We start from the raw sequence: 25939 nt of genomic DNA on the forward strand, positions 1-25939 counted from the left end.
ACGAGCCATGACGGACTGGTCTCTCAGCCGGCGCTTCCCCTTCGAGGGCGACGAGGTCGCCTACGACATCATGGGCGAGGGCGAGCCCCTGGTCCTCGTCCACGGAACGCCCTTTTCCTCCTACGTCTGGCGCAGCATCGCGCGCGAACTGGCCCGCAGCTTTCGCGTCCATCTCTTCGACCTGCTGGGCTACGGCCAGTCGACCATGCACGAAGGACAGGATGTCTCCCTGGGCGTCCAGAACCGGGTGCTGGCGGCGCTTCTGGACCACTGGGGCCTCGACCGCCCCAAGGTTCTGGCCCACGACTTCGGGGGCGCCACCAGCCTGCGCGCCCACCTGCTGAACGGCTGCGACTACGAAAAACTGCTGCTGATCGACCCGGTGGCGGTCCGCCCCTGGGGCTCGCCCTTCGTGCAGCACACGCGCCGGCATGAGGAGGCCTTCACCGGCCTGCCGCCCTACCTGCACGAGGCGCTGCTGACCGCCTATCTGCGCAGCGCCGTCCACCGCGATCTCTCCGACGGCGCGCTGGAGCCCTACCGCGCGCCCTGGCGCGGGCCCGTCGGCCAGCCGGCCTTCTACCGGCAGATCGTCCAGATGGAGCTGCGCTACACCGATGAGGTGGAGCCGCGGTACGGCGAGATCCGCTGTCCGGTCGCGCTGCTCTGGGGCGAGGAGGATGCCTGGATCCCCCTGGAGCGGGGCGAGGCGCTGCAGGCGATGATCCCCGGCGCGACCCTTCAACGCATCCCCGGCTCCGGCCACCTGATGCAGGAAGATGCCCCGGAAGCCATCGTCGCCGCGGCCCTGCGCTTCTTTGCCTGAGAGCCGCCTACGCGGCAACCTGCTGATTTCAAAGGATTCCCACAATCAAGGCGCGGTCGGCCTTGAACTCCGCAGGCAGAGGCATTAAATAACTGACCAGTCAGTTATTTGGAGAAGCCATGCTGCGCGCCCGCACCCTGGAGGCCAAGGACGAACGCCGTCAGGCCTTTCTGACCGCCGCCCTGGACGAATTCTTCGAGCGCGGCTTTGCCGCCGCCCGCATGGACGACATCGCGCGCCGCGCCGGGCTCTCCAAGGGCGCGCTCTATCTCTACTTCGAGTCCAAGGAAGCCCTCTTCACCGCGCTGATCGACACCATCGCCGCCCCCAATGTGGAGCGGCTGGAGCGCGCCGCCGCCGCCGCGCCCTCCGCCGCCGCAGCGCTGCACGCCCTGATGACGCTGGCGCCCCGGCTGATCCGGGACACGCCGCTGCCCCGCGTCGCCAAGGTCATCCTTGCCGATTCGCGCGCCTTCCCCGACGTCGTGCGCCGCTACCGGACCCAGATCGTCGACCGCGTGCTGGGCATCGTCGCCGGCATCCTCGCCCGCGGCCAGGAAAGCGGCGAACTGGCCGTCGAGGACCCGAAGCTGACGGCCCGCCTCGTGGTCGCGCCGGTGATCCTCTCGGCCATCTGGCGGGTGGTCTTCGAAATCGACCCGGAAGCGAAGGTGGATCTCGACGCCCTCTTCGCCGAGCACGAACGCATGCTGCTGCGCGCCCTTGCGCCCGGCAGCGGAGCGGCAGCGTGACGGCCCGGCCGACAGCGGCGCGCCTTCTGGCGCCGGCCTTGTTGGCGGCGGCCCTGCTGACGACCCTGGCCGCCTGCGAGCCGGCGGCGGAGGCCGGGCGCTTCACCGGCTATGTCGAGGCGGAGCTGATCTATGTGGCGGCGCCGGTTTCCGGCTGGATGGTGGCGGCCCCTCTGCGCGAAGGCGACAGCGTCGTGCGCGAAGAGCTGCTGTTCGAACTCGACAAGGACCGCCAGCATGCCGAGGTGGCCGAGGCCAAAGACCGCCTGCGCCAGGCCGAGGCCCAGGTCCGCGACCTTTCGACCGGCGCGCGCGCGGAAGAGATCCTGGCCCTGGAGGCCCAGCTTGAAGAGGCCGAGGCGAACCTGCAGCTCGCCAGGCTGGAACAGACGCGCTGGATGGAGCTGGTGGCACGCGGCACCGCCCCCAAAGCCCGCGGCGATCAGGTGACCTCCGAGTACGAAGCCGCCCTGGCCCGGGTGCGGACCATCCAGGCCGACATCCGGGTCGCCAACTTGGCTGCCCGCGACGGCGCCCGCGAAGCAGCCGCCGCCGAACGCGACGCTGCCGCTGCCGCCCTGGCCCAGGCCGAGTGGTGGCTTGCCCAGCGCAGCGTGCTCTCCCGTGTCGATGCCACGGTGGAGGAAGTCTTTCACCGCACGGGCGAATACGTCCGGGAGGGTGATCCGGTGCTGGCACTGCTGCCGGATGATGCCTCCAAGGTGCGCTTCTTCGTCCCCCAGGCCGAACTGCCCGCCATCGCCCTGGACACAGAGGTGGAGATCCTCGTCGACGGAGAAACCGGACCACTCACCGCCCGCATCACCCACATCGCCCGCGACGCCGAGTTCACGCCGCCGGTGATCTATAGCGCGGACTCCCGCGACAAGCTGGTTTTCCTGGTGGAGGCGCATCTCGCCGGCCCGGCCCTCAGGCCCGGCCTGCCGGTCGATGTGCGGCTGCCGTGACCGCCCGGCCGGACCTCGCCATCGACGTGCGCGGCCTGGTGAAGCGCTTCGACGACAAGACCGCCGTCGACGGCGTCGACATCCAGATGCCGCGGGGCCAGGTCTGGGGCTTCCTCGGCCCCAACGGCTCCGGCAAGACCACCACCATCCGCATGATCTGCGGCCTGCTGCGGCCCAGCGCCGGCGAAGGCCGCTGCCTGGGCTTCGACATCCTCAAAGAGTCGGCACGCATCAAGCTGGCCACCGGCTACATGACCCAGAAGTCTTCCTTCTGGGGGGACCTCACCATCCGAGAGAACCTGGAGTTCGTGGCGCGCCTTTATCAGATGCCGCGCCTGCGCCGCCGGGTCGACGAGACGCTGGAGACCCTCGGCCTCAGCCATCGCCAGCACCAGCTCGCCGGTGCCCTCTCCGGCGGCTGGAAACAACGCCTGGCGCTCGCCGCCGTCACCATGCACGAACCCAAATTGCTGCTGCTCGACGAACCCACCGCCGGCGTCGACCCGCAGGCACGCCGCGACTTCTGGGACGAGATCCACCGTCTTTCGGCCGCAGGCCTGACGGTGCTGGTCTCCACCCACTACATGGACGAGGCCGAGCGCTGCGACCGCATCGTCTACTTGGCCCACGGCAGGCTGGTCACCGAAGGGCCGGTGGCAGAGATCATCGCCGGGTCCGGCCTCGTCACCTTCCGCGCCCGCGGTGCCGGCGTGCGCGACCTGGCCGAGCGGCTGCGCGGCGCGCCCGGCGTCGAGCATGCCGCCTACTTCGGCGCCGCCCTCCACGTCAGCGGCCCGGAGCGCAGCGCGCTTGAGCAGGCCATCGACGGCATCGGCCGCGATGGCGCCGTGTGGGAAGAGGTGGAGCCCAGCCTGGAGGATGTCTTCATCACCCTGATGGCGCGCAGCGGCGGCGACCAGCGAGACCATGGATGAGAGCCCCGGGGATGAACGCTGTTACTGCCAGTCTCTCGCGCATCCTCGCGGTCTTCATGAAAGAGCTGATCCAGATGCGCCGCGACCGCATGACCTTCGCCATGATGCTGGCGATCCCGGTGCTGCAGCTCGTGCTCTTCGGCTATGCCATCAACACCGATCCCAAGGACCTGCCGACCGCCGTGCATGTGGAGGAGCGCACCCCCATCGTGCGCAGCCTGCTGACGGCGCTGGAGACCTCCGGCTACTACGACCTGGTCTTCGAGACCGACGACCCGCGGGAGAGCGCGGCCCTGCTGGCGCGCGGCGAGGTCTCCTTCGTCGTGTCGATCCCGGCCGGCTTTACCGAGGACCTGGTGCGCGGCGAGCGCCCCCAATTCCTCATCGAGGCCGACGCCTCCGACCCCTCGGCCTCCTCCAACGCGGTGGCGCGCGCCGAAGAGATCGTCAACCGCGCCCTGCGGCATGACCTGAAAGGCGCCCTCGCCCACCTCGCCCCCAGCGCGGGTCCGGTCGAGGTGGTGGTGCACGCGCGCTACAACCCGGAGGCCATCACCCAGTACAACATCGTGCCGGGCCTGCTGGGCGTGATCCTCACCATGACCCTGGTGATGATCACCGGCATCGCCATGACCCGCGAGGCCGAGCGCGGCACCATGGAAAACCTGCTGGCCATGCCGGCCCGCCCCCTGGAGGTGATGATCGGCAAGATCGCTCCCTACATCGGGGTCGGTGCCGTGCAGACCACGATCATCCTGCTGGCCGCGCGCTACCTCTTCGACGTGCCCTTCGCCGGTGCGCTCTGGCTGCTGCTTTGCGGCGTCGTGCTTTTCCTGGTCGCCAACCTGGCCCTCGGCTTCACCTTCTCCACCATCGCCAAGTCGCAGATGCAGGCGATGCAGCTCACCTTTTTCTTCTTTCTGCCGTCCATCCTGCTGTCGGGCTTCATGTTCCCCTACCGCGGCATGCCCGCCTGGGCGCAGGTGATCGGCGAGGCGCTGCCGCTGACCCACTTCCTGCGCATCGTGCGCGGGGTAATGCTGAAGGGCGCCGGCTACGCCGACATGCAGGGCGCCTTCCTGGCCATCGGCCTCTTCATCCTCGCCGTCGGCACGATCGCCATGCTGCGCTACAAGCGCACCCTGGACTGAGGCCGCCGCGGCCCGGGATGGCTTGCAGACAGCGGGCCTGCGGCTCACCCCCCTCCCGACCTCCCCCCATCAAGGGGGGAGGGGCAGTGGATAGGCCGCCGCAAACACTCCCCCTCCCCCTCGATGGGGGAGGGTTGGGGTGGGGGTGACACCCTCGCCGCGCGCAGGTGACCGACATCGAAAAACACGTCATCGCAGAAATCTGCACCGCCACCGCCGACCCCTTGAGACCGGGCGCTCAAGACCCGCCGGGTGTGGGATCGTCTTCGGGCTCCGGAGCCAGGTCGACCAGGGAGCCGTCGCCGTTTGGCTCCCCGCCCGCTGTCTCCCCGCCCGCTGTCTCCTCGAGCGGTGGCTCCTTGCCGGCCGGCAATTCGACGTCGAAGCCGGCGGCCCGGTCGGGGTCGAGCGGGGCCATGCGGGCGATGAGGCCGCGGCGCAGGAGGTCGAGCAAGTGACGGCCGAGATGGCCGAACTGCGTTTCCCCGCTGTTCGGCGTCGCCGGGTCGATCAGGATGGTCACCCGGCGCTCCTCGCTGCGGAAGCGCTGGCGCTCGACCATGCGATCGATAGAGCCGATGGAATGGGCAAGATCCAGGCCAGTGAGGTCGAGTTCATAGTCGCTGCCGCCGGACCGGCTGAGCAGCCGCTTGAGCCGGCGCAGCTGGGACTCGTTGAAATCGTCGTCGCTCATCGCCGCAGAGTGACCCACCCGGCCCGTTGCGCCAAGGGCATTACATCCCGATCAGAAGGCGTTGCGGATCCTCGATGGCTTCCTTCACCCGCACCAGGAAGGTTACCGCCTCGCGGCCGTCGATGATGCGGTGGTCGTAGGACAGGGCCAGGTACATCATCGGGCGGATCTCGACCTGGCCGTTCACCGCCACTGGGCGCTGCTGGATCTTGTGCAGGCCGAGAATAGCCGACTGGGGCATGTTGAGGATCGGCGTCGACATCATCGAGCCGAAGACCCCGCCGTTGGTGATGGTGAAGGTGCCGCCGGTCATCTCGTCCATGCCGAGCTTGCCGTCGCGCCCCCTGGCCGCCAGTTCGCCCAGGGACTTTTCGATCTCGGCGAAGCTCTTCTTGTCGCAGTCGCGCATCACCGGGACCATCAGCCCGTTGGGCGTGGAGACCGCCATGCCGATATCGTAGAAATGATTGTAGACGATCTCGTCGCCCTCGATGCGCGCGTTGACCGCCGGCAGTTCCTGCAGCGCGCCCACCACCGCCTTGGTGAAGAAGGAGGAGAAACCCAGCTTCACGCCGTGCTTCTTCTCGAAGCTGTCCTTGTACTGGGCCCTCAGCGCCATCACCGCCGACATGTCCGCCTCGTTGAAGGTGGTCAGCATGGCCGCCGTGTTCTGGGCCTCCTTCAGGCGGCGGGCGATGGTCTGGCGCAGCTTGGGCATGCGCACCCGTTCCTCGCGCGGCCCCGCGGCGGCAGGTGTCCCTGCCGCAGGTGCCTGCAGGGGTACGGAAGCAGGGGCCGGAGCACTGGTGGGGGCGCTGGCCGGGGCGCTGGGAGGAACGGGCGGCTGAAGCGGCTGGGTCCTGCCGTCGAGGAAGTTCACGACGTCTTCCTTGGTCAGGCGGCCGTCCTTGCCGCTGGCCGGAATGACAGCGGGATCGAGGCTGTTCTCCTCGATCAGCTTGCGCACCGCAGGTCCCAGATTGCCGACCGCGGAGTCGGCGAGAAAGGCTTCCAGGTCCGTTTTGGTGATCTTGCCGCCGGTGCGCGAGGCCGCCGCCGGATCGAGCATGATCGGCGCAGCGCCGCCCTGGACCGGGGTGGGGGCCGGGGCAGGATCTGCAGCAGGCGCGGCAGAAGGTGCGGGAGCAGGGGCAGCGGCAGGAGCCGCGGCTGCGGCGGCACCGCCCGCGGAGATCACGCCGAGCAGCGCCCCCACCTCGACCGTGGCGCCTTCTTCGGCGGCGATCGACTGCAGGCTGCCGGCCGTCGGCGCGTTGACCTCGAGCGTGACCTTGTCGGTCTCAAGCTCCACCAGGGGCTCGTCGGCGGCCACCGCCTCGCCGGCCTTTTTCAGCCACTGGGCGACCGTCGCCTCGCTGACCGATTCGCCGAGTGTCGGAACGACGATGTCCAGGCTGCCGCCATTGCCGGCAGCAGGGGCCGCAGGAGCGGCTGCGACCGGGGCAGGCGCGGCTTCAGGCGCAGGCGCTGCCTCGGTCTTGGCCGGTGTCGCGCTTGCAGGTGTCGGGCTCGCGGCTGCCGCGCCATCGCCCTCGCCGATCCGGCCCAGGACCGCGCCCACTTCAACATTGTCGCCTTCGCCGGCGATGACCTCGGCCAGAACGCCGGCGGCCGTTGCGTTGACCTCGAGCGTCACCTTGTCGGTTTCCAGCTCCACCAGGGGCTCGTCGACCGCAACCGCTTCGCCGGGCCGCTTCAGCCACTGCGCCACGGTTGCCTCGCTCACCGACTCGCCCAGGGTGGGCACCACGATATCTGTCGCCATATCCGTCTCGTTTCTCTTCTGCCGCCAGGCCGCAGCGTGTCTGGCTCGTCGGCGGGTCCGCTCCGCAGGGCGCGGCCTACTCGGCGGCCTCGCCCTTGCTCTTTTTCTGCCGCGCCTCGACCGCGGCCTTGCGCGACTGGATGCGGCCCATGGCCTTCTTGCCGAGGGTAAAGGCATCGTCGATCAAGGCCGCCTGCTCGGCGACGTGGCGCTTGTGCGAGCCGGTCGCCGGAGAGGCGGCTGAGGGGCGGCCGGCATAGCGCGGCCGCGGGCATTTGAAGCCGACCTCCTCCGCGACCTCTTCGATGAAGGTCGACACGAAGGCCCAGGGGCCCATGTTGCGGGGCTCTTCCTGGCACCACACCAGATCGCAATGCTTATAGGGCTCCAATTCCTGCATCAGGCCGTCGGCCGGGAAAGGATAGAGCTGCTCCAGGCGCAGGAAGTGCACGTCCTTGACGCCGCGCTTCTCGCGCTCTTCGACGAGGTCGTAGTAGACCTTGCCGGAACAGATCACCAGCTGCTTGGCCTCTTTCTTCGGGCTCGGCAGGTCGTCGCAGTAGAGCACCCGGTGGAAACAGCTTCCGGGGCCGAAGTCGTCCAGCTTGGAGACGCAGCGCTTGTGGCGCAGCAGCGACTTCGGCGTGAAGACGATCAGCGGCTTGCGGAACTCGCGATGGAGCTGGCGCCGCAGCACATGGAAGTAGTTGGCCGGCGTCGTGCAGTTCACGACCTGCAGGTTGTCCTCGCCGCAGAGCTGGAGGAAGCGCTCGATGCGGGCCGAGGAGTGTTCCGGCCCCTGCCCTTCGTAGCCGTGCGGCAGCAGCATCACGAGGCCGGAGAGCCGCAGCCACTTGGATTCGCCCGAAGCGATGAACTGGTCGATGATGATCTGAGCGCCGTTGACGAAATCGCCGAACTGCGCCTCCCACATCACCAGCGCGCGCGGCTCGGCCAGGGAAAAGCCGTATTCGAAGCCGAGCACCGCCAGTTCGCTGAGCGGCGAGTCGACGATCTCCAGACGCGCCTGGTCGTCGCGGATATGGGCCAGCGGCTTGTAGGTTGCCTCCGTCTCCTGGTCGATGAAGGCGGCATGGCGCTGGGAGAAGGTGCCCCGGTTGCTGTCCTGGCCGGAGAGGCGCAGCGGATGGCCCTCGACCAGCAGGGTGCCGAAAGCCATGCCCTCGGCGGTCGCCCAGTCGATGCCCTCGCCGCTTTCGATCATCTTGCGCTTGGCATCGAGCTGGCGCGCGATCTTGCGGTTGAGCTTGAAGTCGACCGGCACCTTGGTCAGGGAAAGCCCGACTTCCTGCAGCGTTTCCAGCGGCACGTCGGTCTTTCCACGGCGCGGGTCGTAGCCGCGGGCGACGTCGAGACCGGACCAGGCCCCTTCGAGCCAGTCGGCCTTGTTGGGCTTGTAGGCCTTGGCCGCCTGGAAGTCCTGCTCCAGGCGCTCGGTGAACTGCTGTACCAGGCCGTCAACCTCGTCCTGGGTAAAGGTGTTCTGCGCCACCAGCTTCTGGCCGTAGACCTGACGCGTGGTCGCATGCTTGGCGATGGCCTTGTACATCAGCGGCTGGGTGAACGCCGGCTCGTCGCCTTCGTTGTGACCGAAGCGGCGATAGCAGAACATGTCGATGATGACGTCTTTGTTGAAGGTCTGGCGGAACTCGGTGGCGATGCGCGCCACATGAGTGACCGCCTCCGGATCGTCGCCGTTCACATGGAAGATCGGCGCCTGAATGATCTTCGCCACATCGGAGCAGTAGGGTCCGGAGCGCGAGTTCACCGGATTGGTGGTGAAGCCGATCTGGTTGTTCACGATGAAATGGATGGTGCCGCCGATGCGGTAGCCCTTGAGCTCGGAGAGATCGAGCGTCTCCGGCACCAGGCCCTGGCCGGCGAAGGCGGCGTCGCCGTGCATCAGCAGCGCCATGACCTCGCTGCGGTCCTTGTACTTGCCCTGCTCCTGCTTGGCGCGCACCTTGCCCACCACCACCGGGTTCACGGCCTCCAGGTGGGAGGGGTTGGCGGTCAGCGAGAGGTGGATGACGTTGCCGTCGAACTCCCGGTCGGACGACGTGCCGAGGTGATACTTCACGTCGCCGGACCCGCCGACGTCTTCGGGATGGGCGGCACCGCCCTCGAACTCCGAGAAGATTGCCGAGAAGGGCTTGCCCATGAAGTTGGCCAGCACGTTAAGGCGCCCGCGGTGGGGCATGCCGATGACCACTTCCTTCAGGCCGAGCTGGCCGCCGCGCTTCAGGATCTGCTCCAGCGCCGGGATCATGGACTCGCCGCCGTCCAGGCCGAAGCGCTTGGTGCCGGTGTACTTCTTGTTGAGGAACTGCTCGAAGGTCTCCGCCGCTGTCAGGCGCTCCAGGATGGCCCGCTTGCCGTTCACGGTGAAGTCCGGCTGGTTGCGGATCGATTCGATGCGCTCCTGGATCCAGGCCTTCTGGGCCGGGTCCTGGATGTGCATGAACTCCACGCCGATGGTGCCGCAGTAGGTGGCGCGCACGACCTCGACGATCTTGCGCAGGCTCGCGGTCTCCAGACCCAGCACGTTGTCGATGAAGATCGGGCGGTCCATGTCCGCCTCGGTGAAGCCATAGCTCTTGGGATCGAGTTCGGGATGGGGATCGATCGGCTTCAGCCCCAGCGGGTCGAGGTCGGCCTCCAGGTGGCCGCGCACGCGGTAGGCGCGGATCAGCATGAGGGCGCGGATCGAATCCAGGGTGGCCGCCCTGACCCCGGCATCGCTGACGTCGGCTGCGGCCCCGGTCGCGGCCCCGACAGCCGGGCTGGCTCCCGCCCCGGCGACGGCTTCCGCGGCCGCCCCGTTGGCCGCACCGCCGTTCAGTTTCTCGATGATGGCCTTCGCTTCCGGGTCCAGGTCGCCGAAGAACGCCTGCCATTGCGGGTCCACGGACCCGGGCGCCTGGCTGTACTGGCGATAGAGATCCGCGAGAACCGCCGCCTGGGACGGTGAGTAGATGGTCATTGCCTGTCCCGGCCCGGCCGGGGCGAAACCGGACCGGGCCGCCTTCTCTCTGCGCTGCCTAGGCGGCCATGGCCTGCAGCATTGTCGATCCCAAACTGGCCGGCGAATCCGCAACCAGGAAGCCGGCCGACTTCAACGCCTCAATCTTGTCGTCGGCGCCGCCCTTGCCGCCGGCGATGATGGCGCCGGCATGGCCCATACGCCGGCCCGGCGGCGCGGTCACGCCGGCGATGAAACCACAGATAGGTTTCTTGATCTTTGACGCCTTGTAAAATTCCGCGGCATCTTCTTCGGCGCTGCCGCCGATTTCGCCGATCATGATGATGCCCTCGGTCTGCGGATCGGCGAGGAAGAGCTCCAGGCAGTCGATGAAGTTGGTGCCGTTGATCGGGTCGCCGCCGATCCCGATGCAGGTGGTCTGGCCCAGGCCGGCAGCCGTGGTCTGCGCGACCGCCTCGTAGGTCAGCGTGCCGGAGCGCGAAACCACCCCGATCTTGCCGGAGGCGTGGATATGGCCCGGCATAATGCCGATTTTGCACTCCTCGGGCGTGATGATGCCCGGGCAGTTGGGCCCGATGAGGCGCGATTTCGACTCGGCCAATACCCGCTTAACGCGCAGCATGTCGAGCACCGGGATGCCCTCGGTGATGCAGACGATGAGCTCCACCTCGGCATCGATGGCCTCCAGGATCGCATCGGCCGCAAACGGCGGCGGCACATAGATCACGCTCGCATTCGCGCCGGTCTGTTCAACCGCATCGGCCACGGTGTTGAAGACCGGCAGGTCAAGATGGGTGGTGCCGCCCTTGCCCGGGGTGACGCCGCCGACCACGGCGGTGCCGTAGGCCAGCGCCTGCTCGGAATGGAAAGTGCCCTGGGCGCCGGTGAAGCCCTGGCAGATGACCTTGGTATTCCTGTCGACGAGAACCGCCATGCTACGCTGCCTCCTCCTTCACCGCCTTCACCACCTTTTCGGCGGCGTCGGCCAGGTTGTCTGCCGAGACGATCGGCAGACCGGAGTCGGCCAGGATCTTCTTGCCCAGTTCAACATTGGTGCCCTCCAGACGCACCACAAGAGGCACGTGGAGCTCCACATCGCGCGCTGCCGCGACCACGCCCTCGGCGATGACATCGCAGCGCATGATGCCGCCGAAGATGTTCACCAGGATGCCCTCGACGTTCTTGTCGGAGAGGATGATCTTGAAGGCGGCGGTCACCCGCTCCTTGGTGGCGCCGCCGCCGACGTCCAGGAAATTGGCCGGCTCGGAGCCGTAGAGCTTGATGATGTCCATGGTGGCCATGGCAAGGCCGGCACCGTTGACCATGCATCCGACCTGGCCATCGAGCTTGATGTAGTTCAGATCGTGGCGGGCCGCCTCCAGCTCCATGGCGTCTTCTTCGTCTTCGTCGCGCATGTCGGCCACGTCCTTGTGGCGGAACAGCGCGTTGTCGTCGAAGTTCATCTTGGCGTCCAGGGCGATCACCTCGCCGCCGCCGGTCACCACCAGCGGATTGGTCTCGACGATCGAGGCGTCGAGCGAGAGGAAGGCCTTGTACATGGCGGCGAGGAACTTCACCGCCGCGCCGACCTGCTTGCCCTCCAGGCCCAGGCCGAAGGCGATCTGGCGGCCGTGATAGGGCATGAAGCCCTCGGCCGGATCGATGGCCAGCTTCAGGATCTTCTCCGGCGTGGCCGCCGCCACCTCCTCGATCTCCATGCCGCCCTCGGTGGAGGCCATGATGGTGATGCGGCTGGTTGCCCGGTCCACCAGCATACCCAGGTACAGCTCCCGGGCGATGTCGCAGCCATCCTCGATGTAGAGGCGCTTGACCTCCTTGCCGGCCGGTCCGGTCTGCTTGGTCACCAGCACGTGACCCAGCATCTTGCGGGCGTTTTCGCGCACCTCGTCCAGCGACTTGCAGACCCGCACGCCGCCCTGCCCGTCGGGATCGTCCTTGAAGCGCCCGGCGCCGCGGCCGCCGGCATGGATCTGCGATTTCACGACATAGATCGGCCCGCCCAGTTCGCGCGCCGCGTTTTCCGCTTCCTCCGGCGTGAAAGCGACCCCGCCCTTGGGAACCGCAACGCCGAACTTCGCCAAGAGAGCCTTGGCCTGATACTCATGAATATTCATGACCCGCCGTCTTTAGTGTGGTTGGAGGAGCCGGGACAGCCGAAGCAACAGCGCTCTGTCCAGATGTATTGCATAACGTCGGTCCCAGCCACCGTGCCGTCCCGCACCCCGACGCCCCCCGCCGAAGTCACCGAGACACGGCCTTTCGTGCCGCTTTCGACCGTACCTTAGCACCCCGGCGAGGCAGCGCAACCGGCAGAAAACCCGCCAAGATTGCGATTTCCGGGGGCTCCGGGAGCTCCGGCACCGTCACCAGCGACGCGGCCGGCAACGCGGCGCCCGCCCGGTTCAGGCCGAGGCCTTTTTCCTGGCGGCGGCCTTCTTTGCGGGTGCCTTCTTCGCGGGCGCGGCCTTCATCATCCTCTTGCAGGTGTCGACCAGGCCGCTGACCGCGCCCACCGACTTCTTCAGCATCGACTGTTCGGACTTGTTCAGGTCCAGCTCGACGATCCGCTCGACGCCCTTGGCCCCGATCACGCAGGGAACCCCAACGTAGAGATTCTTGATCCCATACTGGCCGTTCAAGTAAGCCGCGCAGGGCAGCACCCGCTTCTTGTCCTTCAGGTAGGACTCGGCCATGGCAATGGCGGAAGAGGCCGGCGCGTAGAAGGCCGAGCCGGTCTTTAGCAGACCAACGATCTCCGCCCCGCCGTCGCGGGTGCGCTGCACGATCTCGTCCAGGCGCTTCTTGGTGATCCAGCCCATCTTGATGAGGTCCGGCAGCGGAATGCCGGCAACGGTGGAATAACGCACCATGGGCACCATGGTGTCGCCATGGCCGCCGAGGACGAAGGCGCTGACATCTTCAACCGAGACGCTCATTTCCTCGGCCAGGAAGTACCGGAAGCGCGCCGAATCCAGCACGCCCGCCATGCCGACCACCCGGCTGGCCGGCAGGCCGCTGGCCTGCTGCAGCACCCAGACCATGGCGTCCAGCGGATTGGTGATGCAGATCACGAAGGCCTTGGGGCAGTTCTTGCGGATGCCTTCGCCGACCGCATTCATCACCTTGACGTTGATGCCAAGCAGGTCGTCGCGGCTCATGCCCGGCTTGCGGGCCACGCCGGCGGTGACGATGACCACATCGGCGCCCTTGATCGCCGAATACTTGCTGGCGCCGACGAACTTGGCATCGAAGCCTTCGACCGGGGAGGACTCGACAAGATCCAGGGCCTTGCCCTGCGGCACCCCGTCGATGATGTCGAAGAGGACAACGTCGCCCAGTTCCTTCAAGCCGGCGAGGAGGGCCAGAGTGCCGCCGATGTTACCGGCGCCGACGAGCGCGATCTTGTTGCGAGCCATGGTGATGTTTCCCTGATGGATGAGACCTGTCCGGAGTGATGCGCGCCCGCCGCCCGTTTTTGTTCTCGGATATCCGCCGCGGGCGGGGCTTACCTAGCGCGATTTCAGGGGCGGGGCAAGGCGCCCCGGCGTCCTGCTATGGCGCGGCTTTCAGGTCATGTGCGCGGCGGCAACGTAATCGGCCGAACGCATCTCCTGAAGGCGGCTGACGGTGCGCTGAAATTCCGTCGAGCCGTCGCCTGAGGGATAGAGCCGCTCCGGCGGCGCCTCGGCGGCGACGATCAGCTTGACCCGGTGTTCGTAGAGCGCATCGATCAGGGTCATGAAACGCCGCGCCTCGTTGCGCTTATCCTCCGAAAGGCGCGGCACGCCGGAGAGCACCAGCGTGTGATAGAGCCCGGCGATGGCCAGATAGTCGCCGGCCCCCAGGGGCTGCTCGCAAAGATCGGCGAAGGAAAAGCGGGCGACCCCGCGGGCGGCCAGCGGCACCGGGATCTCCCGGCCCTTGAAGAGCACCTGATCCGGCGCGGCCCTGGCCCCCTCGGTCAGCTCGGCGAAGGCCCTGTCGAGCGCCGCATCGGCTTTCGGTCCCAGCGGCGCATGATAGGCCGCAATGTCTTTCAGCCGCTGCTGGCGGTAATCGATCCCGCCGTCCAGTTCCAGAACGTCGAGGCGCTGTTTCACCAGCGCGATAAAGGACAGGAAACGCTCGCGCTGCAGCCCGCCTTCGTAGAGACGGTCGGGCGGCCAGTTCGAGGTGGCCACGACGACGACCCCCTTCTCGAACAGCGTCTCGAAGAACCGCCCGAGGATCATGGCATCGGCGATGTTGACGACATGAAACTCGTCGAAGCAGAGGAGCCAGACCTCCTGCGCCAGTTCGCCGGCCAGTTCCGGCAGGGGGTCGGCCTTGTCGGCATTGGCGTCGTCCTGGCGCCAGCTATGCAGGCGCTCCTGCATTTCCTGCATGAAAGCGTGAAAGTGGACACGGCGCTTCCTCTCCAGCGGGGCGCCGTCGAAGAAGAGGTCCATCAGCATCGACTTGCCGGTGCCGACCCCACCGAAAATGTAGAGGCCCATGGGGGGCTCGGTGCGGCGCCGGGCCAGACCGAAGCGCGCCTTCCAGCCGCCGGCACCGGCCGCCGGCTCGTAGTGGCGCAGGGCGTTGTGCAGGCTCTGCAGCTTTTCCGCTGCCAGTTCCTGGCCTGGATCGTGGCGCAGCTCACCGGCTCGCCGGCGCGCGCGGTAGGCGGCCAGGGGCCCGGCAGAGCCCTTTGCTTCCGGATCTTTCACGTCTGAGCCTTCGGCTTCGGAGTCTTTCGACTCTGCGCTGTCGTCTTGCCGGTCTTGCACCATGGCGCCGTTTCTTACGGCAAAGCCGGCCGTTGGAAAAGGGCCGGGGCCAGAGACGGACCAGAGACGGGCCAGAGACGGGCCAGAGACGGGCGCCCGTTCCGGATGCGGCAGCCGCCCTAAAAGCGGTAACTCACCGAGAGCATCACGTCGTGCGAGATGTAGTCCTCGGCCTCGACGCTGTCGCCGCCGGCGAAGCTGCCGCCATCGACGTCGCCGAGATTGATGAAGCGGTAGGCGAGTTCCGCCGAGACGTTGTCCAGAAACAGCCAGTCGACGCCGGCCGCTACGCCCCAGGCGAGATTGTCTTCATCAGCATCGTCGGACTGGCTGGCGGAGGTCCCGAGAACGGTGCGCTTGTTTTCGGCCATGTTGCGGGCCCAGCCGATGGTGCCGCCAACGAAGGGCGTGAAATCAGACTCGTTGCGCCACTCCAGGTAGGCGTTCAGCAAGACAGTCGTCGTCGCGATGTTGGTTTCGTAGTCGACTGTCGGCGGCCCGGAATCCCGCACGTCCATGTCGAAGCGGAAGCGATAGCCGCCCTCGATCTCGGTGCGCAACGGAATGTCCTGCCAGCGATACCCGACGATGGCGCCGACGCCGAGCACGTGGTCATCGTCGTTATCGACCGACTCGGCGCCGCCGAAGCCGTTGGAACTGACATCCACCTCGCCGAGAGAGCCGATTCCCCTTATGCCGACGTAGAATCCATCCTGGGCCAAGGCCGGCGGTATGCCCGCTGTCGTTGCCCAGATCACGGCGCCAAGCGCCCATGACAAGATCAACCGTGACACTGGCTTCCCCCCCTTCTTCATGATCCCCCAATCACTTGGGAAGAAGGATGCACCCAATCGCGTATCACTGTCTACTAATGATCACGAGAGGCGATGCGCTGACTAAGAGCGGAGGTGGTGAAAGCCCTCAGCGTCCGCCGGCAACACGCAGGACGGTGCCGGTGGTGTAGGACGCCGCATCGGAAAGCAGCCAGAGCACGGCCTCGGCAATCTCCTCCGGCTCGGCCGCGCGGCCGATGGGCATGGTGGGGGCGATTTTCTCCAGGCGGTCAGGCATCCCGGAAGCCGCATGGATCCCGGTATTCACGAAACCAGGCGCCACCGCGTTGATGCGAATGCCTTCCGCGGCGTTCTCCCTTGCAAGGCCGATGGTCAGGCTGTCCACCGCCCCCTTGGAGGCGGCATACCAGACATACTCCCCGGGGCTGCCGAGGGTCGCCGCGCCGGAAGAGATGTTGACGATCGCGCCGCCGCTGCCGCCGTGCCGCCGGGCCATCCGCCGGATCGCCGCGCGCGCGCACCAGATACTGCCGAGCACATTGAGGTCCATGACATGGCGGATGGTCTCCGCCGGCGCGTCCTCCAGGCGGTTGACCAGGCCGGCGAGGCCGGCATTGTTGACCAGGCCGCTGAGCGGCGGCAGATCGGCATCCAGGGTCGCAAAGAGACGCTCGACCTCGTCTTCCTGTGCTACGTCGGCCTGCACCGCCAGGGCCGTGCCGCCGCTTTCCCGGATCTCCCCGGCCACCGCCTCCGCCGCCTCCGCAGAGGCGGCATAGTTCACACAGACGGCGTAGCCGCGCGCGGCGCCGAGGCGGGCCACCGCCGCGCCGATGCCCCGGCTGGCGCCGGTGACGAGCAGGGTTCCGGACATCTCATGCGCTCCCGACACTTATTGAGAGGACTGGCTTGCGGCAGGTTTGGACAGCCTGGCGCGCGCCGGCAGCAGAACCAGGAGGTTGCCGCACAAAACCAAGGCCACGCCGGCCAGTGCGACCGGCGTCCAGACGTAGCCTTCCACGACGGTTGAGATCAACAGCGCGACCAGGGGGAACAGCACCGTGGCATAGGCGGCCCGGTCGGCGCCGATGCGGCCCAGCAGGGTCAGGTAGGCGCCGAAGGCCAGGACCGAGCCGAAAACCGCCAGATAGAGCAGGGAGGCGACGTAGGGCAGCCGCGGGTCAAAGGTGATGGGCGCGCCGCCGGCGAGCGCCAGGGCCATCATGATGAGCGCGCCGTAGGCCATGCCCCAGGCGTTGCAGGACAATACCGGCAGGTCCATGGCCTGGGCCCGGGCCGAGGCGATGTTGCCCAGCGAGAAGCAGAAGGTGCCCGCCAGGGACAGAAGCAGGCCGACGACACCGCTGTCGCTGAGGTCGATGCTGCGCACCTCGGGCCAGAACAGCGCCACGATTCCCGCGACCCCGAGCGCCGCACCGATGAGCGTGCGCCGCTCCGAGCGGCGGCCCAGCAGCAGACGGCCGTTGATGATGTTCATGGCGACCGCCATAGAAAAGACCACCGCCATCAGGCCGGAAGTGAGATGGGCGGCCGCATGGTAGAACAGAAAAAAGTTCGTCGAGAACAGACAGGCCCCCATCACCAGCAGCAGGCCATGGCGGCGCCAGGGAAAGCGCAGGCGGTAGCCGGCGGCCCAGGCCCAGGCGAAAACCAGTGCAGAGGCCAGCGCAAAGCGGTACGCCACCGAGAGTTCCGGCGAGACAACGCCGATCTGGTACTCGATGGCGATCCAGGTCGACCCCCAGATCAGAACGGTCAGGCTGTAGAGGGAAGCGTTGTAGAAAGATGCTTTCTGCATAGGCGCGCGAATGGCCTCCGCCAGGAAGAGCGTCGCTCAGGTTGCGAAAAACAGGGCCGTCAGGCGGCAATCGCGGCCGATTGGAAGCGGAAAAGGTAGCCCAGCCCCCCACCCTGCAGCAAGGCCCGCAGCAAGGACCGCAGCAAGGACCGCAGCAAGGACCACATCGACCCGCCCCAACGGGCCAGTTGCCGTGCCAGTTGCCGGGCCAGTTGCCGGATCAGGCGCCGCTCACTGCAGGGCCACATCCAGAAAGCTGCGCACAAGACGCAGGTCCTGCTTGTAGGGCGGCGTGACCAGGCAGTGACGGTAGACCTCCGGCATTTCCTTCAGCGGCACCGTGACGAGGTGACGGGAGGGAAAAAGGCTGTCCTCCAGGACGATGCCGACCCCCACGCCATGCAGAACCGCCTCCTTCACGACCGGGAATGTCGAGGTCTTGATGACCCGGACGAGTTCGATGCCATGTTCGCGCGTCTTGGCCGAGACGACCCGCTGGGTGAAGGAGCCGTCCTCCGGCATGATCACCGTCTCCTCCGCCAGGTCGTGCAGGGACAACACCTTGCGGTCGGCCAGCGGATGGTCGCGCCGCAGGTGGGCCTTATAGGGCGTCTGGTTGATCTCATGGATGGAGACGCCTTCCACCGCCTGCGGTTCGGTGATGATGGCGATGTCCATGTCGCGCTCATGCAGCTTCTGCATGGCAATGGTCCAGCTATAGAGGCTGAACTCGATGCGCACCTGCGGATAGAGGCGGGTGTAGGCCGCGATCACCGGCAAAGCCGGGCGTGGCGCGTTGGCGATAATCCTGAGATGGCCATCCGAGAGGGCGCCGTAGCTCGCCACCTTCTCGTCCACCAGTTGCTCGAGCGTGCGCAGGCGGTCGGAGATCTGGAAGAGTTCCTCCGCCGCCGGGGTCAGTTCCAGGCCGTCGCGCCGCCGCACAAAGAGCAGGGTGCCCATGATCTTCTCGAGCTTGGCCACATGCTGGGTGATCGACGACTGGGTGACACCGAGCGACTCCGCGGCTTTGGAGAAGCTGCGCTCTCGGGCCGCCGCCGTGAAGGCGGTGATCTGGTAGGGGCTCGGCTTCATGGCTTTGTTGCCTTCCCGCTGAACTTTCGAGCGGCGGATTGCCCGACAGGGAAAACCGCGTTCAAAGCTCATATTAGCGTGACTAATATGATGTCACATCAAGTTCAATCTAGTTTGGTATTCCCTGCGCATCGGAACAACGGCGTTTCCATCCGCGGGGGGCATCCAGTTGGCGACCATTCGTCTCACTGAAATCCAGAAGTCGTTCGGAAGCACCGAGGTCCTGAAAGGGATCGATCTCTCCATCGAGGCTGGAGAATTCCTGACGCTTGTCGGCCCTTCCGGCTGCGGCAAGTCGACCCTGCTGCGGATCATCGCCGGCCTGGAGGCCCAGAGCGCCGGCGAGGTGCGCATCGGCGAGCGGCTGGTGAACGGCGTGCGGGCGGCGGAGCGCAACCTGGCGATGGTCTTCCAGTCCTACGCGCTCTATCCGCACCTGACCGTCGCCGAGAACATGCTGGTGCCGCTGCGCCTGCGCGATCTTGCCTTCCGGGAGCGCCTGCCCCTGCTGGGTCCGCTGCTGGCCCGCGCCAAGTACGCCGACCTGCGCCGCCAGGTGACGGAAACCGCCGAGGTCCTGCGCCTCGACACGCTGCTCGACCGCAAGCCGGGCCAGCTTTCCGGCGGTCAGCGCCAGCGCGCTGCCCTGGGCCGGGCCATGGTGCGCAAGCCCACTGCCTTTCTCATGGACGAGCCGCTGTCGAACCTGGACGCCGCTCTGCGGGTGCATATGCGCGCCGAACTGGCCGAGCTGCACCGCAGCCTGGGCACGACCTTCATCTACGTCACCCATGACCAGGCCGAAGCCCTGACCATGTCGGACCGCATGGCGGTGATGATGGGCGGCGAGATCCTGCAGCTCGACCGCCCGCAGATCGTCTACGACGACCCGGCGGACCTGCGGGTGGCGGAGTTCGTCGGCTCGCCCAAGATCAACGCGCTGCCCGGCGCGGCTGATGCCGAAGGGCGGGTCCACTGCCTGGGCATCGCGCTGACGCGCCGGCTCGCCGCCGAGCCCGGTCAGCCCCCCCGTGAGGTCACGGCGGGCCTGCGGCCGGAGCACTTCGCCCTGTCGCCGCAGGCCGGCAGCGACACACTCTCCGGCAGCCTGATTTATCGCGAAAACCTGGGCGCCGATGTCTATCTGCACCTGGATCTCGGCACCCTGCGGCTGGTGGTGCGCGCCGGCGTCGAAGAGGCGCGGGACTACAGCCTGGGGGCGCGGGTCCACGCCGTGCCCAGGCACGACAAGGCCCTGGTCTTCGCCGAAGACGGGCGGCGCCTGCGCTTCCGCGACGAGACCGCCGGCCAGGACGCCGACACCGGCCTAGCGGCTGTCGCGCGCGCCGCAAAGGCGTTCGTCCGCCCGGCCAACACCGCCCAAAACGCCCCGCAGCGCGAAGCCGCGGCCGGGTCCTGATGCCACGCTCCTTCGCCCATATCTGGTTCGTCGCACCGGCCGTGGTGCTGATGATCGTGATTCTGATCGCGCCCATCCTGGTGGCCGCCACCCTTTCCTTCACCGACTACAGCCTTGGCAACACCACGGCCGACTGGATCGGCTGGAAGAACTACGACCGCATCGTCAGCCGCTCCTCCTTTCAGAAGATGTTCGTTGCCACCTTCACCTATGTAGCCGTGGTGGTGCCGCTGGCGGTCGGGCTGGGTCTCGGCGCGGCGCTGCTGATCAACTCCCTGCAGCGCTTCGGCGACTTCTACAAGACGATCTACTTCCTGCCGGTCATGGCCGCGCTGCTGGCCATGGCCATCGTCTGGGAATTCACGCTGCACCCGACCGTCGGTCTGGTGAACGAGACCCTGGCCATGAGCTGCGGCACGGCGCTGGAGGCAATCCCCTTCTTCGCCCAGGGCTGTGCGCGCAACTTCCCGCTCTGGCTCGGCGACAAGGACTACGCCATCTGGACCGTCGCCTTCATCGGCGTCTGGCAGGGCTTCGGCTTCAACATGGTGCTCTATCTGGCCGGGCTCACCTCCGTGCCCCGCGAGCTCTACCACGCCGCGGAGATGGACGGCGCGCGCTCGGGCTGGGAACGCTTCCGGCTGGTGACCTGGCCGATGCTGGGGCCGACCACCGTCTTCGTCGTCACCATCACCTGCATCCGCAGCTTCCAGGTCTTCGATACGGTGGAGGCCTTCTATCCGCAGGGCGGTGGCCCCTCGAAATCCGTCTACGTGATGATGTTCGCCATCTTCGAGAAAGGCATCCAGCAGAACCTCATGGGCCTGGGCTCGGCGGTCACCATCATCTTCCTCGTCTTCGTCCTCTTCCTCACCCTGATCCAGCGCTGGCTGATCGAACGCCGGGTGCACTACGCATGACGCGCTTTTCCGCCGCCGAGACCTGGAAGCATGCCGTGCTGATCGTCGGCGCGCTGATCGTCATCCTGCCGTTCTACGTCATGCTGTCCTATTCGCTGAAGTCCCCCGGCGAGATCGAGCGCAACGAGGGCGGCTTCTTCGGCAGCCAGGCGATGATGATCGACGAGCGCTGCGTGAAGCGCGGCGAACCGGACCGCGCGGCCATCGCCGCCGCTGCGGAGCGCTTTCCCGGCAGCACGGATTCGGAAATCCAGGCCGCCTTGATGGCCGAGCTGCGCGCAGCCTGTTCGCGGCGCCCGGCGGTTTTCAACTACACCATGGCGTTTTCCGAGGCGCCGCTGCTGCGCTACCTGCTGAACGGCGTCATCGTCACCGCTTCGATCTTCTTTATCCAGGTTCTCGTCGCCCTGCCCTGCGCCTATGCCCTGGCGAAGCTGCGCTGGCGCGGCCGCGAGGTCGTCTTCTCCATGGTGCTGTTCTGCCTGCTGATCCCGGTGCATGCCATCGCCCTGCCGCTCTACATCATGCTCGCCAAGGTCGGGCTGACCAACACCTATGCCGCCCTGGTCATTCCCTGGACCATCTCGGTCTTCGGCATTTTCCTGATGCGCCAGTTCTTCCTGACCGTGCCGGACGACTTGATCGACGCAGCGCGCATGGACGGCATGAACGAGTTCGCCATCATCTGGCGGGTCATGCTGCCGACGGCAGTGCCGGCGCTGCTGGCCTTCGCCATCTTTTCCGTCGTCGCCCATTGGAACGACTACTTCTGGCCGCGCATCGTGGTCACCGGCAATCGGGATCTCTTTACGCCGCCATTGGGTCTGCGGGAGTTCAAGGGCGACGCCGACGGCAGTTTCTTCGGCCCCATGATGGCCACCGCGACCATCATCGTCACGCCGCTGATCGTCGCCTTTCTGATTGCCCAGCGCCGCTTTATCGAGGGGATTACGCTGACCGGAATGAAATGACGCCGAACAAAGATCGGGGGTACGGCAAAGCCGCACCCCCGGGTAGCAAGGTTCCCGCCGAAGCGGGATCGATCGGGCGGTCGAAGGGAGCGAAGTGGCAGCCTCACCCTCCGCCGCCTCTGTGATAGGAGGAGAAATAACGCATGAAAGCTTTGTTGACCACCGTGGCGGTCGTCGGACTGCTGAGCGGACCGGCCCTGGCCGAAGACAAGATCGTCGTCGAATTCGGCTATCCCTACAGCCATCTCTTCGATGTGACCTATGAAAGGATCCTGCCCAAGTTCTACGCCGAGAACCCGAACATCGAGATCAAGTTCCGCGCCACCTACGAATCCTACGAGGACGGCACCAACACCATTCTGCGCGAAGCCGTCGCCGGCAACCTGCCCGACGTCACCATGCAGGGCCTGAACCGTCAGGCCATCCTGGTGGAAAAGGGTATCGCCCGTTCGCTGGAGCCTTTCATCGCCGAAGAAGCCGCTTTCGAGAAGGACGGCTATCACAAGGCAATGCTGGACCTCGGCACCTTCGAGAACCAGGTCTACGGCCTGCCGTTCTCGGTCTCCCTGCCCGTCGGCTACTACAACATGGACGTGCTGAAGGCCGGCGGCATCGACAAACTGCCGCAGACCTGGGACGAGGTGGTGGCCGCCTGCGAGACCATGCAGGCCAATGGCGTCAGAAACCCGGTCTTCTGGGGCTGGAACATCACCGGCAACTGGTTCCTGCAGGCGCTGATGTGGACCCAGGAGAAACCCACCGTCGAGGGCACCAAGGTCTCCCTCGACAGCGCCGAGGCGCTGACTTCTCTGGAGACCATGAAAAAGATCTTCCGTGGCTGCGAGATGCAGAACCTGGAATGGAAAGCCGCGCTCTCGTCGTTTTCCGCCGGCGAGATCGGCATGATGTTCTGGTCGACCTCGGCGCTGGGCGCGGTGGAACGCTCCCAAGGCGACTTCGAACTGAAAACCGGGCCCTTCCCCGGCATCGAGGGCACGCCCAAGGGCCTGCCGGCCGGCGGCAACTCGGCCATGCTGGTCTCGACCTCGGAAGATCCGGCGGAACTGGAAGCCGCCTGGAAGTGGCTGAAGTTCATCACGTCAGGCGAAGGTGCGGCGGACGTGGCGCGCACCACCGGCTACATGCCGCCAAACAAGGCCGCCAACGAAATCATTCTGGCGGACTTCTATCAGCAGAACCCCAACAAGCAGACCGCCGTCGACCAGTTGCCGCTGCTGCGCGAGTGGCAGGCCTATCCGGGCGACAACGGACTGGCGATCACCCAGGTGATCTATGACGGCATCGAGGGGATCGTCGTCGGCGATCACGACGACATGACAGAGCTTCAGGAAGAACTCTCGGAAGAAGTGGGCGACCTGCTGAACTGACCCAGACGTTGCCTTGCTCTTTCACTTGGCAGGGGCGCCGGCAGAAAAGCCGACTGGGCCGGACCCATGGGTCCGGCCGACCGCCCCTGTCTGTCAAGCGCCGTCCCGGGAGACCGCCATGAAACTTCTACAACTGACCGACATTCATCTGACCATCCCCGGCCAGACCATCGCCGGGCGAGACCCCAACGCCAACTTCGCCAAGGCGCTGAACCATGCGGCCGAGCAACATCCGGACGCCGAAGCCGTGTTCATCACCGGCGACCTTTCCGACTGGGGCGAAAAGGCCGACTACGAACTGCTGCGCCGCCATGTGGAGCGCTGTCCCCTGCCGATCCACCTCTGCATCGGCAATCACGACGACCGCCCGACCTTTCTGGAAGTCTTCCCGGAGCTTGCCGACGAGGACGGCCATGTGCAGCAGGTCCTTGCGCTCTCTGCAGGGGACGCCATCGTCATCGACACCTGGGGCCCGGAGTCGCACGCCGGGCACTACGACTCGGCGCGACTGGCCTGGCTGCATAACCGCCTGGCCGAGGCGGAGCGCCAGGTCTTCCTCTTCATGCACCACAATCCCGCGCCGACCCACATTCCGCCGATGGACAAGATCATGCTGCTGGACGCGGAGGCCTTTGGCGATGTGGTCGCCGCGCACCGTGAGAAAATCGCTCATATCTTCCACGGACACTGCCACCTGCCGCTGTCGGGATCGTTCCGCGGTATCCCGACCAGCGCGCCGCGCGGCACCAACCACGCCGGCTGGCCGAACTACAGCGAAGCGACGTTTCTTTCCAACAGCGACCTGCCGGAGTCCTACGCCGTGATCTTCGCCGACCACGGCTCAGTGACCGTGCAGATGATCGAGTTCGGCTACGAAGGGGCCGTGCGCGTCGAAGGTTCGCCGGACTACGCCGACTGGGACCGCGCCACCATGGCGCGCTGACCGCGAGCGCCGCCGGCCCACTCCGGTCTTGGCCAAATCGAGCTTGGCCAAATCGAGCTTGGCCAAATCGAGCTTGGCAAGACTCGCTCACTTCGCCACGATCCGCCGGACATCCTTTCCCGACGGCGGCAGGCGAAGACCATGGCTTTGGAACTCTATGAAAGGCTTTGCGCCGACGACCGGCGGCCCAGTCCCTATTGCTGGCGGGCGCGCTTGGCGCTGGCCCACAAGGGCCTGAAGCCGAACTACCGCACGGTCAAGTTCACAGAGGCGGACCTTATCGCTTTCAGCGGACAGGCCAAGGTGCCGGTGCTGGTCGATGGCGAGGCGGTGGTCAGCGATTCCTGGAACATTGCCTGCTATCTGGAAGACACCTACCCCGACGCCCCCTCGCTGTTCGACGGTTCGGGCGGGCGCGCCATGGCGCGCTTCGTCAACCTCTGGGTGGACCACGGCCTGCAGAAGGCGCTGAGCCCGATCCTCGCGCCCTACGCGCTGGCGGCGGCGCATCCGGACGACCGGACCTACTACCGCCAGACCCGCGAGACGCGCTATGGCGAAAGCCTGGAAGCCCTGGCGACCAAGCGCGCCGTCTTTCTGGAAGCGCTCGATCCGGTTTTGGAGCCCTTGCGCCAGCGGCTGAACGAATCGCCGTTTTTCTGCGGCGAGCGCCCGGCCTATGGCGACTACCTGGTTTTTGCCGAGTTCCAGTGGGCCCGCTCCGTCTGCGACCAGGATATCCTGGCCGCAGAGGAGGGCGCCTTGCGCGTCTGGCGCAGCTGCATGCTCGACCTCTTCGATGGCTTGGCGCGATCTGTCACCGCTTACGACACGGCCGCTTGATCAGGCAACCACCCGCCGATCTTTCTAGGCTCCGCTCCGCCCCTCAAGATGAGGATCAGTCTAAGCCCTCATGCTGAGGAGGTGCGAAGCGCCGTCTCGAAGCATGCTTCGATCGGTAATGTGGTTTTCCGGCGTCTTAGACCGCCGGCTCCTGGGCGACCTGGACGGGCGAGTCACGCCAGCCTTCGCCGGACGAGACCATGCAGGTCGGCCCGCCGGGCACGGTCACCAGGATGGTCCAGCTACCGCTCGGGCTGGCCAGAACCTCAAGCAGCGAACCGGTCGAGGTCACGCCCATGTTGACCGGCGCTTCCTTATAGTTTTTGGAGAGGCTCTTCAGGATCGCCTCGCGCGGCGCGCACTGCGGGCCCTGCGCTTCGGCGGGATCGGATGCGGCAGTCAGGGCCGCGAGCACGAGAGGGGCTGACAGCGTGAGCGCGAAGACCGACGCGCCCAGGCGATTCATCAGTCCCCCCGGATGTGCGTTCTTCTTGCGCATGATACTGTCTCCTTCCTCGTTTTCGGCGGTGCCTGCCTGTCCGCGATATGTCTTCGTTCGGATCTCACAGGGACAACGCCGAGTCGGCGGGTATATTCCCGACCGAGAACCCATCATGCCGTCATCGTTGCGGAGATGCGGTGGGTTTTGCCACATGGCCCCGCCTCTTCCGGCGGCGCACAGAGCCCATCGGAGACGGGCACTAAGTCTTTGGTATCAGGCGAAACCCTTATGTGCCGGCCCTATCTGCGACCGTTGCGAGGTCCGGTCCACCGTTCACAAGCAGACCACCCGCTGTAGGTTCCCGGCTTCTGCCGAACCTAAGAAGCCTTGTTGCTTCT

The 25939-nt window shown here is 66.5% G+C and carries 23 protein-coding genes; 11 read left to right on the forward strand and 12 right to left on the reverse strand.

Features of this window, described 5'->3' with window-relative positions; genetic code table 11:
* The first annotated feature begins 7 nt into the window (after positions 1–7).
* The 5 genes from Q0982_RS13135 to Q0982_RS13155 all read left to right on the forward strand — a co-directional run bounded on the left by Q0982_RS13135 (position 8) and on the right by Q0982_RS13155 (position 4632).
* Entirely contained in the window at positions 8–826 is an 819-nt protein-coding gene (locus Q0982_RS13135) for an alpha/beta fold hydrolase (protein ID WP_299396289.1), read from the forward strand.
* Positions 827–945: 119 nt separating this feature from the next.
* Positions 946–1578 (forward strand): TetR/AcrR family transcriptional regulator, encoded by a 633-nt coding sequence (locus Q0982_RS13140; protein ID WP_299396292.1) that lies wholly within the window; start codon positions 946–948, stop codon positions 1576–1578.
* Positions 1575–2546, forward strand: coding sequence for an HlyD family secretion protein (locus Q0982_RS13145; protein WP_299396294.1), 972 nt, complete (start codon positions 1575–1577; stop codon positions 2544–2546). Before Q0982_RS13140 ends, Q0982_RS13145 begins: the two co-directional genes overlap by 4 nt.
* Entirely contained in the window at positions 2543–3481 is a 939-nt protein-coding gene (locus Q0982_RS13150) for an ABC transporter ATP-binding protein (RefSeq protein WP_299396297.1), read from the forward strand. Before Q0982_RS13145 ends, Q0982_RS13150 begins: the two co-directional genes overlap by 4 nt.
* A gap of 11 nt (positions 3482–3492) precedes the next feature.
* The gene (locus Q0982_RS13155; RefSeq protein ID WP_299396300.1) at positions 3493–4632 is read left to right on the forward strand and encodes an ABC transporter permease; all 1140 of its coding nucleotides are present in this window, start codon (positions 3493–3495) and stop codon (positions 4630–4632) included.
* Between the two features lie 238 nt (positions 4633–4870).
* Here Q0982_RS13155 and Q0982_RS13160 read toward each other — a convergent pair whose 3' ends face one another.
* The 11 genes from Q0982_RS13160 to Q0982_RS13210 form a co-directional block, all read right to left on the reverse strand.
* Complete coding sequence (locus Q0982_RS13160; RefSeq protein ID WP_299396302.1) at positions 4871–5326, reverse strand: hypothetical protein; 456 nt, start codon at positions 5324–5326, stop codon at positions 4871–4873.
* A gap of 40 nt (positions 5327–5366) precedes the next feature.
* Positions 5367–7289: a 2-oxoglutarate dehydrogenase complex dihydrolipoyllysine-residue succinyltransferase gene (odhB, locus tag Q0982_RS13165; protein WP_322097021.1), complete on the reverse strand. Its 1923-nt coding sequence runs from the start codon at positions 7287–7289 to the stop codon at positions 5367–5369.
* Positions 7189–10116: a 2-oxoglutarate dehydrogenase E1 component gene (locus tag Q0982_RS13170; RefSeq protein ID WP_322097022.1), complete on the reverse strand. Its 2928-nt coding sequence runs from the start codon at positions 10114–10116 to the stop codon at positions 7189–7191. The genes odhB and Q0982_RS13170 overlap by 101 nt, the downstream gene beginning before the upstream one ends.
* Positions 10117–10174: 58 nt before the next feature.
* Positions 10175–11050 (reverse strand): succinate--CoA ligase subunit alpha, encoded by an 876-nt coding sequence (gene sucD, locus Q0982_RS13175; protein WP_299396307.1) that lies wholly within the window; start codon positions 11048–11050, stop codon positions 10175–10177.
* Position 11051: 1 nt separating this feature from the next.
* The gene (gene sucC / locus Q0982_RS13180) at positions 11052–12251 is read right to left on the reverse strand and encodes an ADP-forming succinate--CoA ligase subunit beta (protein WP_299396308.1); all 1200 of its coding nucleotides are present in this window, start codon (positions 12249–12251) and stop codon (positions 11052–11054) included.
* 288 nt (positions 12252–12539) lie between these two features.
* The gene (mdh, locus tag Q0982_RS13185) at positions 12540–13553 is read right to left on the reverse strand and encodes a malate dehydrogenase (RefSeq protein ID WP_299396311.1); all 1014 of its coding nucleotides are present in this window, start codon (positions 13551–13553) and stop codon (positions 12540–12542) included.
* A 150-nt stretch (positions 13554–13703) separates the two neighbouring features.
* Entirely contained in the window at positions 13704–14909 is a 1206-nt protein-coding gene (gene zapE, locus Q0982_RS13190; protein WP_299396313.1) for a cell division protein ZapE, read from the reverse strand.
* Between the two features lie 116 nt (positions 14910–15025).
* Positions 15026–15700, reverse strand: coding sequence for an outer membrane protein (locus Q0982_RS13195; protein WP_299396316.1), 675 nt, complete (start codon positions 15698–15700; stop codon positions 15026–15028).
* 127 nt (positions 15701–15827) lie between these two features.
* A complete protein-coding gene (locus Q0982_RS13200; protein WP_299396319.1) occupies positions 15828–16574 on the reverse strand; it encodes an SDR family oxidoreductase in 747 nt (248 codons plus the stop codon).
* Between the two features lie 18 nt (positions 16575–16592).
* Complete coding sequence (locus tag Q0982_RS13205) at positions 16593–17519, reverse strand: DMT family transporter (RefSeq protein WP_299396320.1); 927 nt, start codon at positions 17517–17519, stop codon at positions 16593–16595.
* Between the two features lie 231 nt (positions 17520–17750).
* Complete coding sequence (locus Q0982_RS13210) at positions 17751–18614, reverse strand: LysR family transcriptional regulator (RefSeq protein WP_299396321.1); 864 nt, start codon at positions 18612–18614, stop codon at positions 17751–17753.
* Between the two features lie 169 nt (positions 18615–18783).
* Here Q0982_RS13210 and Q0982_RS13215 point away from each other — a divergent pair, with 169 nt between their 5' ends.
* The 6 genes from Q0982_RS13215 to Q0982_RS13240 all read left to right on the forward strand — a co-directional run bounded on the left by Q0982_RS13215 (position 18784) and on the right by Q0982_RS13240 (position 25099).
* Positions 18784–20034, forward strand: coding sequence for an ABC transporter ATP-binding protein (locus tag Q0982_RS13215; protein WP_299396322.1), 1251 nt, complete (start codon positions 18784–18786; stop codon positions 20032–20034).
* Positions 20034–20954: a carbohydrate ABC transporter permease gene (locus Q0982_RS13220; protein WP_299396323.1), complete on the forward strand. Its 921-nt coding sequence runs from the start codon at positions 20034–20036 to the stop codon at positions 20952–20954. Before Q0982_RS13215 ends, Q0982_RS13220 begins: the two co-directional genes overlap by 1 nt.
* Positions 20951–21925 (forward strand): carbohydrate ABC transporter permease, encoded by a 975-nt coding sequence (locus Q0982_RS13225; protein WP_299396324.1) that lies wholly within the window; start codon positions 20951–20953, stop codon positions 21923–21925. Before Q0982_RS13220 ends, Q0982_RS13225 begins: the two co-directional genes overlap by 4 nt.
* Positions 21926–22068: 143 nt before the next feature.
* The gene (locus tag Q0982_RS13230; protein ID WP_299396325.1) at positions 22069–23313 is read left to right on the forward strand and encodes an extracellular solute-binding protein; all 1245 of its coding nucleotides are present in this window, start codon (positions 22069–22071) and stop codon (positions 23311–23313) included.
* A 118-nt stretch (positions 23314–23431) separates the two neighbouring features.
* Entirely contained in the window at positions 23432–24256 is an 825-nt protein-coding gene (locus Q0982_RS13235) for a phosphodiesterase (RefSeq protein WP_299396327.1), read from the forward strand.
* A gap of 141 nt (positions 24257–24397) precedes the next feature.
* Positions 24398–25099, forward strand: coding sequence for a glutathione S-transferase N-terminal domain-containing protein (locus Q0982_RS13240; protein ID WP_299396328.1), 702 nt, complete (start codon positions 24398–24400; stop codon positions 25097–25099).
* A gap of 136 nt (positions 25100–25235) precedes the next feature.
* Here Q0982_RS13240 and Q0982_RS13245 read toward each other — a convergent pair whose 3' ends face one another.
* Positions 25236–25598, reverse strand: coding sequence for a hypothetical protein (locus Q0982_RS13245; protein ID WP_299396330.1), 363 nt, complete (start codon positions 25596–25598; stop codon positions 25236–25238).
* Positions 25599–25939: the final 341 nt, after the last annotated feature.

The organism is Pelagibius sp. (assembly GCF_028281305.1).
GTDB lineage: Bacteria > Pseudomonadota > Alphaproteobacteria > Kiloniellales > Kiloniellaceae > Pelagibius.